Source organism: Actinoallomurus acaciae (assembly GCF_042429965.1).
In the GTDB taxonomy this organism is placed as follows: domain Bacteria; phylum Actinomycetota; class Actinomycetes; order Streptosporangiales; family Streptosporangiaceae; genus Actinoallomurus; species Actinoallomurus acaciae.
The window spans coordinates 1-11538 of sequence record NZ_JBHLZP010000260.1 but is presented as its reverse complement, the minus strand read 5'-3'; the positions used below and the strand labels follow the sequence as shown (position 1 = coordinate 11538).

Genomic DNA, 11538 nt, shown 5'->3' with positions numbered 1-11538 from the left:
CGCCCAGGACGCACGGTCCTCCTTCGTGGCGCCGTGCGCCCAGAACAGCTGGGCGGCGGCTCGCGCGGACGGCGGGTAGCGCAGCAGCCCCGCGCCGTCGTGCAGCCGCAGCAGCACCTCCAGGATCAGGGCGGCGTCGCGGTCGTGGACACCGCGCTCGTAGCCCTCGTCGTAGCGGGTCTCGGCCACGCGCCGCACCTCGGCGAGCAGGGCGTCGCCGGACCCGGCCGCGCTCCGCAGCGCGGGGAGCGACGGGCCGGTGAGCAGGTCGGCGGCCAGGTACTCGGACCGGTAGACCTCGGGCGTCTCGGAGACCAGCGGCTGGTCCCAGTACGGCCGGGTCGCCGCGAAGTCCGGGTCGCGCACCGGCAACCGGTAGTCCGTCGCGGTCACCGCGTACGCCATGCCGCCCTCGTACGGGACGAGGGTCAGGTCGAGGGGCTGGGTGTTGACCGCGAACCGGTGCCGGCCGAGGCGGATCGCCTGCCCGCCGCCCTCGTACAGGTCGACGCGGTCGCGCAGAACGCGGCCGGCGTCCTGGCGCGCGGCCTTGAGCCGCCCGTCGAGCTCCTCGGCGCGTACGGAGTCGCCGATGTCGCGCAGCCGGTCGGCGACTCCGCGGACCTTGGCCACCATCGGGTCGGCGGCGAAGTAGGTGTTGATGTCATCCAGGGAGTCCAGCTCCGCGACGCGCCGCTGGATTCCGGTCAGGATGCGTGTCGCCGACTCGGCGAGCCGGTCCGCGCGGCGCACCCGCTCGTCGACGAGTGCCTGCTTGCGCGCCGAGAACGCCTCGTAGACCTCCTCACGCCGGGCGGACAACTGGGCGACGAAGTCGTCGAACTCGGCGAACCGCGACTCCAGGGTCTCCAGCTGAAGCATCATGCGGCCGAGCTGGTCGTCGCAGTGCGCGGGAGAGTCGGCCATCGCCAGCGCCGCGGTCACGGCCTGGCCGAGCAGCGCGAACTCCGCGGCGAAGGCCGCACGGCCCTCGGCGTCGAGCAGTTCGCGGCGGCGGGCGGTCAGGCTCGCCTGGGCCTGGTTGATCTCGGCGAGCGCCTCGCCGATCCGCGCCAGGATGGAGGTGCGGACGCGGGCGTCGGCGACGTCGAGCGACCCGACGACCTCGGTGAGCGTCTCCAGGCCGTGGGTCTGCTCGGCGAGCCGTTCGCGTACGGGATCGGCCTCGGCGGCGGTCGCGATCGACTCGGCGTCGGCGCCGATCCGGCCGATCCGCTCGTGGTACCCGGTGAAGGCGTCCGGGCCCTGGAGGAACGCCACGGCGCGCCCGCCCGCCGCGGTGAGCTCGTCGCCGAGCGTTCCGGCCAGCGCGTCGATCCCCGCCGTGTCCGCGTACCGCATCTCGCGCAGCGTCTCGAGCCGGCCCTGCGCACGGCGCAGCTCGGCGAGCCGGCTGACCCAGGTCTCGGCGGTGGCCGGCGACTCGCCCCTCGTCTGCCGGATCAGCGCGGTGACCCGCTCATCGGCCTCGGCGAGCGCGCCGGACGCCTGCGCGGTGAGCCGCTGGACGTTCTCGTACTCCTCCAGGACCTGCTCGGCGGTGGCGCGCACGCCGTCGAGCGGCTCGCGCAGGCCATGCTCACCGAACCAGAAATAGCGGTCCGCGGCCCGGTCGCAGGCCGCGATCAGCGCCTCGAGCACCGCCTCCGACGGCGCGGTCTCGGCCACCGTACGGGCGATCGAGAGGGCGTCGGAGATGCCGCGGACCAGGTCGGCGTTGCCGACACGCTCCAGCGGACCGGTGCCGACCGGCTGCGCCGCCGCGTACGTGTCCGAGACGTAGGGGGTCTGCCACACCTGCATCTGGTGCACCCGGGTGGGCTCGGCCGAGTCCGCGCGGAACGAGACCAGCGTGCCGTCGCCGAACAGCGAGTAGCCGTGGCACGTGATCGGTGTGGCGACCTCCTTGCGGATCAGGTTGTACGGCAGCAGGAGGTACCGGCCGGCCTCGCGGGCGTGGAAGACGTAGAGCGCGTCCTCTCCGTTCGGGGACCGGATGACGCGCTCGTACTCCAGCCGGTCGGTGTCGGTGTCGAAGGTCTTGACCGTCCCGGTGACCAGGTAGTAGCCGCCCGGGAAGATGATCCCCTGGTCCTCCGGGAGCCGGCGGCACGCCTGGCCGATGCCGTCGAGCCGCACGACCGACCGGGTACGGGTGTTGAAGACCAGGTGCCGCCGCTCCTCCTCCTTGTACGGCCGCACGCGCAGCAGGATGAGCGCGCCGACGCGGGCGTACTCCACCTCGGCGTCGGCGAGGCTCTGCAGCGCCTCGGCGACCGGCTCGCGGTAGATGCCCTCCCCGGTCTCGGTGTTGTTCTCCAGCTTGACCGTCAGGTCGCCGCCGACGGTCTCGACGAAGACCTCGTCCTCGATCGAGATGTGCGGATGCCTGCCCAGGACGTGGTCGTCGCGGGTCGTCTCGATCCAGGTGAAGTCGTGCGACGGCGGGAAGACGTGGTCCGGTTCGCCGAGGTTGTCCTGGTAGACGACGGTGCCGTCCGTGCCGGTCTTCCACCGGAGCACGCGGGTGTCGTGCTCGGCCTCCAGACCGGTCTGGAAGACGGCCAGGAGCCTGCCCTCGACGTGGCGGAGCTGGAGCAGCCGGCTGTCGCGGTAGTAGCGGTACAGCTCCGTAAAGTCACGCTCGAACTGCGGGTCGCGCAGCAGGTCGGACTCGGCGGGCGCGAACCGGAACTCCTCGCCGTCACGGACGAACCGGTGTACCGCGAACACGTCGTCCACCGTCGTCTCCGGCCGGAGCCCGATGAACACGTTGTAGCCGAACAGCAGCAGCTCGCCGACGGCGGCGATGTCGCGGGGCACGCAGTTGTTCTCGGTGCGGATCCGCTCGGCGCCGACGAGCCGCAGCTCGGCGCCGCCGAAGGTCTCCACGCGCCGGACGTTCAGCGCCTCGGCCCGCCCCGCCAGGGCTTCGGCCTGCTCGCCGAGCCGGGCGCGGAGCACCTCGTAGGTGCCCGCGTCCAGCTTCGGCTCCGCAGGCGTCTCCTCTTCGGCCGTCACAGAACCTCCTCCGCCGACACTGTGACGAACGCGCCGTGCTTCCCGATTCGCTCGCTCCGCTCGTACTCGGGCCCTCCTGCGTCGGAGGAGAGACCAGGCACGCCGTGCTTCCCGATTCGCTCGCTCCGCTCACTCATTGGTCGATGACGGCCACGGTGGAGACGGCCGCGTCGGCGACGCCGAGGCGTTCGGCGTGGTCGAGCAGCTCCTGTGCCTTGGCGCCGTCCGCGCCGCCGCCCCGGATCCGCTGCATGAGCAGCGCGGACAGGGTGAGGTTCTTCACGTCGTCGGTGCCGACCGAGCCGAGCAGGCGGGTGAGGTCCTCGGGGAAGCTGCGGTCGCCGTTCAGCCACGGCTCGGTGAGGCTCCGCGCCACGTCGGAGTGCTCGACGAACCCGTCGACGCCCTTGCCGACGCTGATCGCGCCGACGACCTTGTCGAAGAACATGCTGTCCCCGCCGACGATGTCGATGTCGGCCTTCTCCAGGCCGGCGGCCAGCACCGTCGCCTGCGCCTCGGCGACCTCGCGCTGGACGTCGAGGCCGGCCATGCGGATCTCCTTCTCCGCCTCCAGCCGCAGCCGGTACTCCTCGTGACCCCGGGTCGCGTCGTCCATCGCGGCCATGCCGGCGGCCTTGTCGGTGAGGCCTTCCGCCTCGGCCTTGAGCTTCTCGCGGATTCCGTCGGCGGCGGCGAGGGCCTTCTGCCGGTCGACGGCGGCCTCGGCGTTGCCGACCTTCTCGATCGCCTCCGCGTCCCGTTCGCGCACCTGGACCCCTGCCAGGCCTTCCGCGGCGGCCTCGGCCTGGACGCCCTCGGCCAGCCGGATCTTGGCCTGAGCGTCGAGCTCGGCGGTCTTCTGGCGCGCGTCGGCGAGCAGCAGTTCCTCGCGGGCCCTGAACTTGGCGGCCTCCTCGGCGGCCTCGGCCGCCTTGATGTCCTTGACGAGGTTCTCCTGCGCCTCCGCCTCGGCCTGGATGACCAGGGCCTGGCGCGTCCGCTCGGCCTCCTCGACGACGCGGAGCTTCTTGATGTTCTCCTCCTGCTCGGCGACCGTCTTCTCCACCGCGATGCGCTCGCGGATGACGTCGGCGATCTCCCGCTTCTCGCCCTCGACCTCCTTGTCCTTGGCGATCCGGGACAGCTCGGTCTCGCGCTCGCGGGCGATCACCTCCAGCATGCGGTCCTTCTCGATGCGCTCGGTCTCCACCGCGATGACGCGTTCGCGGTTCTTCTCCGCGACGGCGATCTCCCGGTTGCGGTTCTCCTGCTGAACGCCCAGCTGCTCGTCGGTGCGGAGGTGCGCGCTCTGCGAGGTCAGCCGCTCCTCGGCCTGCACCTTGGCGATCTCGGCCTCCTCGCGGGCCCGGACCGTCTCGATCTCGCGCTTCTTCTTGACCTCGGCCTCGGCCTGCCGGCGTTCGAGCTCGAGGATCGCCTCACGCGCGTCGACGTTCTGCCGCGTGATCTCCTTCTCCTCGTTGCGCTGGTACTCGTTGGTGCGCACGTGCTCGATCGCGGTCAACTCGGTGATCTTGCGGATGCCCTGCGCGTCGAGGATGTTCGTGGGGCTGAGGCTGTTCAGCGGCGTCTGCTCGAGGTGGTCGATGGCCGCGTCCTCGAGATGGTAGCCGTTCAGGTCGGTGCCGATGATCTGCACGATCTGGTCGCGGAACTCGTGCCGGTGGGTGTAGAGGTCGACGAAGTCCATCTGCTTGCCGACGGTCTTCAGCGCCTCGGAGAACTTGGCGTTGAACAGGGTCTGGAGCGTTTCCTCGTGGCTGGCGCGCGCGGTGCCGATGGCCTGGGCGACCTGGATGACGTCCTCGACGGTCTTGTTGACCCGGACGAAGAACGTGATGCGGATGTCGGCGCGGATGTTGTCCCGGCAGATCAGCCCCTCGGCGCCGGAACGCTCGATCTCGATGGTCTTCACCGAGATGTCCATCACCTCGGCCTTGTGCAGGATCGGCAGCACGATCGCGCCGGTGAACGTGACGTGCACCTTCTTGATCTTGGAGACGATCAGCACGTGCCCCTGCTCCACCTTGCGGAACAGCCGGAGCATCACGATGACACCGGCGAGGACGAGCAAGATGGCGGCGAGCAGCACGCCGAGCCCGACGAACAGCGAATCCATCAGTGGTCCTTATTGCGGTAGTGAGAGTTGGATCAACGAGGCGAACGGTGGGGGTCGAGCTCCGCGTCGTACGGCATCACCCAGAAGAACTCGCCCTCGGCGTCGTAGTCGAATATCAGTGCGGTACTACCTGCTTTGAGGGCGGGCTCGTCCTCTCGGTTCCGCTGTTGCCGCACCTGAATGACGGCGGCCGAGCCGTCGGCCGCGCGCACCACGGCCTGACCGAACCGAAGATCCACCCGGCCGGTGCTGATCACGCACATCCGGCCGACGAAGTCACGGCGGGTGGGCACCGCCTCTTCGGCGAGCATGCGCCGCAGCGGGCGCATCAGCAGTCGGGTGAGCAGTGCGGACAGCAGCACGGCGGCGACGAGCACACCGGCGGACGGCAACACGCCGGACACGTCACCGTGGCGCAGGAGCACCGCACCGGCCAGGCTCGCGAACCAGGCGATCGCGACGAGCAGCGACACCATGACGGCCGCGGCCGCGCCGACCAGCGCGTCCAGCGCCCCGACCGCGACCAGCGCCCAGTAGACGAGCACTATGAGGAGGAAAAGGCCGGGAACGACCGCTGGGAAATCAAATGCCACCCGTAGAAATTCCGCCATCCCGCGCCTCCCCCAGGCATACCTGTGGTCCATTGCCGACCAGGCTTCCCGGCGCTCCGATGCGGCACTCTACGCCCAAAATAGGGACCATAAATGTGATCTCTGCAACACAAGGCGCGCTCCCGGCCGCTCGGCACGTGTGCGCCGGGCGCACGCGGGGGATGGCGTCAGGGGCATACCGGACAGCGGCGTACGGAGAGGAAGCTCATGCGGCGAGTCGCCCTGGAAGAGGCGTTCTGGTTCGGCGGGCTGGCCACCAAGGGGGCGGTCACCGACCGGCGCCCCCCGTTCCGGCCGGAGGCGATGGACCGGTACGCGCGGCGGCTGGCCGACTTCACCGAGTATCGGCTGCCGGAGATGGACGAGCACGGCGTGGACGTGCAGGTGCTGTCCCTGACCTCGCCGGGTGTGCAGGCCGAGCCCGACGCCGGGGTCGCGGTCGACGACGCGCGCCGGGCCAACGACTTCCTCGCCGAGACGGTCCGCCGGCATCCCACGCGGTTCGGCGGGTTCGCGGCGCTGCCCCTGCAGGACCCCGAGCGTGCCGCGGCCGAGCTCCGCCGCGCCGTACGGGAGCTGGGCCTGCACGGCGCCCTGGTCAACGACCACACTCTGGGCCACTACCTGGACGAGGAACCGTACGCGGTCGTGTGGGCCGAGTTGCAGGACCTCGGTGTGCCGCTCTATCTGCATCCCGGCCTCGTGCCGGCCGACGACTGGCACGTCCTTCGAGGACGGCCGGAGCTGAACGGGCCGACGTTCAGCTGGGCCGCCACCACCGGCGGGCATGCCATGCGTCTGGTGTACGGCGGGGTGTTCGACCGGTTCCCCCGGGCGACCGTGATCCTCGGGCACATGGGCGAGTTCCTGCCGTTCCAGCTCTCCCGGTTCGACGCGCGGCACCGCGACCTCGCACTCGAACGGCCACTGGAGCGGCCGCCCTCGGGCTACTTCGGCACGAACATCAAGATCACCACGACCGGCGTCTACTCGCACGCCGCCCTGGTCGCCGCCGTGCAGGCCGTCGGCGTGGACAACGTCATGTTCTCCATCGACTACCCGTACGAGTCGACCGCGGAGGCGGTCCGCTTCCTCGACACGGCACCGCTCGCACCGGCCGACCTCGCCCGCGTCGCCCACGGCAACGCCGACCGGCTGCTGGGCCTGCCGGTGCCCTGAGACGGCTGAGCGTCAGAGGCCGTCTCCCAGAAAGGTGAGCAGGGCGGCGGTGAGTTCGACGGGGCGGTCCTCGGGGAGCAGGTGGCCTGCGGTGTCGATGACGCGAAGCTCGGCGTCCGGAATGAGGGCGGCGAGTTCACGGCCGCGTTCGGCGGGGACCCAGGTGTCGTCGTCGCCCCAGCACGCCAGGACAGGGAGGTCGATGGTGCCATAACCGTCCCTTATGCGGTCGGTGGAGGACTGGTCGGCGCGGCGCTGGGTGAGCCAGGCGACGACAGGCCGGCTTCTCGAAAACGCTCTCAGGCGTCCCAGGGGACCGAGGCGCTGGTCCAGTGGGTCAGGCCGGCGACGTCCGACTCGGTGTTGACGTGGCGGGGCGGGGTGGCGAACGTCGCGTACGGGCGCAGGCGCAGCACGACCCGCTCCTCCCGCCGGGCCATCGCCTCGACCTCGGCGCGGGTGTCCTCGCTCAGCGGACGGCCCGCCATGACGCCCATGATCTTGAAGAGCAGATCGGCGCCGGCGTCCGGATCGTCGTCCACGACCGCGTCGCAGTAGACGTTGAGATAGGTCGGCGGCCACTTCTCGTCCAGGACGCACAGCGAGACCTTCGGGTCGCGGCGCACCGCGGCGGCCTTTCCGCGCGCACGCATGGTGGAGACGAGGATCTCCGCACCCTCCACGATGTAGTACAGCGCCGACATCGCGGGCCCGTCGTTCTTGCGGGCGTAGCCGAAGATCGCCGTACGGTGGTCACGGACGAACTGGCGTCGTTCTTCCGGTGTCATGTCCTCCAGTCTGCGCCACACCCTCCAGGGCCGGCATCACGTACTCCGCGGAATCCGTTGAGCGGTGCGGTGGCACGCCGTACGCTCGTTGATCACCGGCTACTCCCGGCAGTGGGGAGACCACCATGGGCCTGACGCTCTCCGATGTGATCACGTCCACACCGAGCGCCTGGGGCGCCGCGAACGCCACGAGCGCCGCCGTCGTCTACCCGCTCGCCGCCTTCGTCGCGGTGCCGCTCGTCGCGGTCGTGTCGGATCCCGCGCAGATGTGGCACGCGGGTCAGCGGTACGGACACGTCGCCGAGCACATCCGGACGGCGATCGAGGAGATCTCCCAGGCCGTGGACCGGCACGCCTCCGCGGACCACTGGCGGGAGGAGGGCCGGAACGCCTTCGTCGCCAACCGGGTCAAGCCGTACCAGGACACGCTCGGCCAGGCCGCGGGGATGTACGACAACGTGCGGGACACCCTCTGGGGGTGCGCGATCGGCTACACGGTCGCGGGCCTGTCGTCGGCGGTCATCGGGTCGGCGGTCCTCGGCTACGTCGCGAGCCTGCTCGCGGCCGCCGTCGTGCCCGGCGTGGACGTGGCCACGACCTATGTGGCCAACGCGCGGATGGTCGAGGCGCTACAGGTGGTCCGGACCCTGATCAGCGGCCTGGCCAAGGTCAACGGCGTCGCCTGGTCGATCCTCGGCCGCATCACCGCGGAGATCGGCGCTCTGCCCGTCGCGACCGCGGTCGGCACGGGCGTGAGCGCGTACTACATCGGTGCGAAGGCCGAACCGAGCTTCGAGAAGACCCAGACCACGCTGAACTGGCCCCAGCGGCTCAAGTCCGGCGCGGCCGTGCCCTCCGGCTACCGCGCCCCCAGTGCGGCCGACCAGGACGCCATCAAGAAGATCGCCCCCGCGTCGATAACGGCGCTGGGCAAGGACCTGGACCTCGGTCCCGCCAGGACACTCGCCGACGCGTACGACCAGGCGCAGGGGAACGACGTGGGCTATCCGGGCTTCGGCGCGGTCGGCCTCCACCTGGCACACGCGCACAGCGTCATGCGCGACCACGCGGCACAGCAGCTCGCGGCCTGCCGCGACACGCCGGGGACGTGGCTGCCGGGCCTGCGGTCGTGCTCCGACACCTGGGTCTTCGCCGAGCACGCGAGCGTGGACGCCACCAAGCACGACAAGTGACGGTGGTACGGACAGCGGGTAAGGGGATGGACGGCCCGTCTCACCGAGGCCCTTCTACCGAATGCCGGTCTTCCACCTCTTCGTGTCGGCGAACAGCGACATAATCCCGCGCACCAGGTCTACTACCTGGCCATATTCTGGGTTCGCGACAAAACCATTAGTTGGCGTAACTGTTGACGGCGCGGCGCAACTTTGCGGGATATAGCGGACTTCAATTCTCGGCCTTGGGTTTGAATATTCGTTGGGATTGCCATTCCATCACGCGCGGGTAGAGAGCCGATGGTCAGCACTGACCACATCGTCAGGGGGATCCATGAAATCGACTCTGTCCACTGTGGCGGGCCTTCTCGTCGGGCCGGCCATCGTCGCCCGGGCGCTGGCGGGCGCCGCGCGGGCCGCCGAGGCGGCCACTCCCGCCGGTCACGCCTCCGCCGTTCCGGCCGACCATTCCGTACGGCCGGGCTGGGACCACGACCACGGCCGGGACCACTCGGGCCACTACCGCGACCCGCGGTGGGACCCGAGCAACGGCAATCGCTACGACCCCCGGTGGGGCTACTACCGGTACGACCCGCGTTGGGGTTACTACCGGTACGACCCGCGGATCGGCCGCTACCACTGGGACCACCGCTGAGCGGTAGGGACAGATGAAGCGCGGCCCCGGGGCATGGCCTCGGGGCCGCGCGTCACCTCGGGCCCGTCCGCCGCCGTGTGCGACCGGCGGCGGGACGGACCATGGCGCGGGAAGCCTCAGACCTTACGGCCGACCCCTCCGTACAGCCAGCCGGTGGCCGGCGCCGGGTCCTGCGGGTCCGGACGCCACCCCTCCAGCGTGACCAGGCCCGGGTCGACCAGCTCGTAGCCGTCGAAGAAGTGGCCGATCTCCTCGTGGTCACGGAAGAAGATCGGCGTCGGCGTCGTGGCGTACACCGCCTCGATCTGCGCGACGGCGTCCGCGGGCTTGCCGTCGGTCGTCACGTGGGTCGCCGTCAGGTGGCTGCCGGGAGCGAGCGCCTCCAGCAGCCGTCCCATGACCGCCGGCCGCTCCTCCACGGTCAGGAAGTGGACCATGGCGATCATCAGGACCCCGACCGGCTCGTCGAAGTCGATGAGCTTGCGCGTCTGCGGGTGCTCCAGCACCTCTTCCGGATGATGCATGTCGGCCGTCGCCACGGCCGTGTTGTCGTCGGCGGCCAGCAGCGCGCGGCCGTGAGCGAGCACCACCGGGTCGTTGTCGACGTACACCACCCGGACGTCCGGGTTGACCTCCTGCGCGATCTCGTGCGTGTTGCCGACCGTCGGCAGGCCCGAGCCGATGTCGATGAACTGCCGGATCCCCTGCCGGGCCATGTACCGCACCGCGCGCCGCAGGAACGCGCGGTTCTCCTGGGCCAGCTGGCGGATCTCGGGCATCGCTTCGGCGACGCGGTCGACCGCCTCGCGATCCACCCGGTAGTTGTCCTTGCCGCCCAGGTAGTAGTCGTACATCCGCGCCACGCTGGGCCGGCTGACGTCTATCTGGGGGATCGTGGGGTCACTCTGCTGTCCGATGGGAATGCCTCCGTCCAAGCCGTGCCGACGGATCGTCGTGCCGAACCGATGCCTCCCCGCCGCGATAAATGATCTTAGACGAGGAGCGGGGGACGTACGGGGGATTCTGGCAGACGCCGACACCGATCGCAGGCCCGGCGCGGCTGGGGGCGACGGCCCGTGCCGGGCCCCTCGTACGGCCCGGATCGAGGCGACCGGCCGCCAGGAAGATCCAAATTGCGGCCGTCGATTTTCCCCGCGGATTTCACTGGTCACCACGGGTTATTCGACTTACTCTGTTTCTGCTCTCGCGGGATCCGGGGTTAAAAATGCGTCGCGAGGCAGAAGGGGAATGCCGTGAACTGGTACGTGGCGGTACTCAAGAACTACGCGGGTTTCAGTGGTCGGGCGCGCCGCACCGAATACTGGATGTTCGTCCTCGTCAACTTCATCATCTCCATCGTGTTGAACATCCTCGCGACCTGGGCCAAGGTATTCAGCCTCATCGACCTGCTCTACGCCCTCGCGGTGCTGATCCCCAGCATCGCGGTGGGCATGCGCCGTCTGCACGACACCGGCCGGACCGGATGGTGGCTGCTGATCGGCCTCATTCCCATCATCGGCACGATCATCCTGCTCGTCTTCCTGGCCACCGACGGCCAGCCGGGCGACAACGAATACGGGCCGAATCCCAAACGCGCCCCGGCCGTGGCCTGAATCGGTCACCGGGTAAACCCGATGCCCGGGAGAAATCTCTTCTCCCGGGCATCACCTTTTCCCCGCCGCGCGTTCCCCACTTCACGCCCGAGAATTCACCGTCCCGCCGAGTAAGGTCGGCCGGCATGAGCCCCCCGAGCGGCCGGCTGGACGCGGTCGACGAGTCGTGGTCGCGTGCGCTGGCCGTGGTCGCGCACCCAGACGACCTGGAGTACGGGGCCGCCGCGGCGGTGGCCCGCTGGACGCGCCAGGGCAAGCGGGTGGCGTACTGCCTGGCCACGAGCGGCGAGGCCGTGTTCGACACGATCGCGGCCGAGGCCGCCGGGCCGCTGCGCGAG

General features: G+C 70.2%; 11 protein-coding genes. 5 read left to right on the top strand and 6 right to left on the bottom strand.

Annotated features, from left to right (window positions below):
* The 3 genes from ACFFNX_RS29090 to ACFFNX_RS29080 form a co-directional block, all read right to left on the bottom strand.
* Positions 1–3042 (bottom strand): DNA repair ATPase (locus ACFFNX_RS29090; RefSeq protein ID WP_378208901.1); only part of this gene is annotated, 3042 nt, incomplete at its 3' end.
* A 133-nt stretch (positions 3043–3175) separates the two neighbouring features.
* Positions 3176–5182, bottom strand: coding sequence for an SPFH domain-containing protein (locus ACFFNX_RS29085; protein WP_378208899.1), 2007 nt, complete (start codon positions 5180–5182; stop codon positions 3176–3178).
* A 32-nt stretch (positions 5183–5214) separates the two neighbouring features.
* Positions 5215–5727 carry a hypothetical protein gene (locus ACFFNX_RS29080; protein ID WP_378208897.1) on the bottom strand — a complete coding sequence of 171 codons (513 nt, stop codon included), beginning with the start codon at positions 5725–5727 and terminating at the stop codon, positions 5215–5217.
* A 273-nt stretch (positions 5728–6000) separates the two neighbouring features.
* Here ACFFNX_RS29080 and ACFFNX_RS29075 point away from each other — a divergent pair, with 273 nt between their 5' ends.
* Positions 6001–6972, top strand: a complete 972-nt coding sequence (locus tag ACFFNX_RS29075) for an amidohydrolase family protein (protein WP_378208895.1) — start codon at positions 6001–6003, stop codon at positions 6970–6972.
* Between the two features lie 12 nt (positions 6973–6984).
* Here ACFFNX_RS29075 and ACFFNX_RS29070 read toward each other — a convergent pair whose 3' ends face one another.
* Both ACFFNX_RS29070 and ACFFNX_RS29065 read right to left on the bottom strand, forming a co-directional pair.
* Positions 6985–7275 carry an alpha/beta fold hydrolase gene (locus ACFFNX_RS29070; protein WP_378208903.1) on the bottom strand — a complete coding sequence of 97 codons (291 nt, stop codon included), beginning with the start codon at positions 7273–7275 and terminating at the stop codon, positions 6985–6987.
* Positions 7272–7760 carry a pyridoxamine 5'-phosphate oxidase family protein gene (locus ACFFNX_RS29065; protein WP_378208893.1) on the bottom strand — a complete coding sequence of 163 codons (489 nt, stop codon included), beginning with the start codon at positions 7758–7760 and terminating at the stop codon, positions 7272–7274. The genes ACFFNX_RS29070 and ACFFNX_RS29065 overlap by 4 nt, the downstream gene beginning before the upstream one ends.
* A gap of 125 nt (positions 7761–7885) precedes the next feature.
* Here ACFFNX_RS29065 and ACFFNX_RS29060 point away from each other — a divergent pair, with 125 nt between their 5' ends.
* Together ACFFNX_RS29060 and ACFFNX_RS29055 are read left to right on the top strand one after the other, a co-directional pair.
* Positions 7886–8953 carry a hypothetical protein gene (locus ACFFNX_RS29060; RefSeq protein WP_378208891.1) on the top strand — a complete coding sequence of 356 codons (1068 nt, stop codon included), beginning with the start codon at positions 7886–7888 and terminating at the stop codon, positions 8951–8953.
* 313 nt (positions 8954–9266) lie between these two features.
* Positions 9267–9587: a hypothetical protein gene (locus ACFFNX_RS29055; RefSeq protein WP_378208889.1), complete on the top strand. Its 321-nt coding sequence runs from the start codon at positions 9267–9269 to the stop codon at positions 9585–9587.
* Positions 9588–9703: 116 nt separating this feature from the next.
* Here the strand turns inward: ACFFNX_RS29055 and ACFFNX_RS29050 are convergent, their stop codons facing one another.
* Positions 9704–10522 carry an SAM-dependent methyltransferase gene (locus ACFFNX_RS29050; RefSeq protein ID WP_378208887.1) on the bottom strand — a complete coding sequence of 273 codons (819 nt, stop codon included), beginning with the start codon at positions 10520–10522 and terminating at the stop codon, positions 9704–9706.
* Between the two features lie 330 nt (positions 10523–10852).
* Between ACFFNX_RS29050 and ACFFNX_RS29045 the strand changes: the two genes are divergently transcribed.
* Both ACFFNX_RS29045 and ACFFNX_RS29040 read left to right on the top strand, forming a co-directional pair.
* Positions 10853–11200 (top strand): DUF805 domain-containing protein, encoded by a 348-nt coding sequence (locus ACFFNX_RS29045; RefSeq protein WP_378208886.1) that lies wholly within the window; start codon positions 10853–10855, stop codon positions 11198–11200.
* A 125-nt stretch (positions 11201–11325) separates the two neighbouring features.
* Positions 11326–11538 (top strand): PIG-L deacetylase family protein (locus ACFFNX_RS29040; RefSeq protein ID WP_378208884.1); only part of this gene is annotated, 213 nt, incomplete at its 3' end.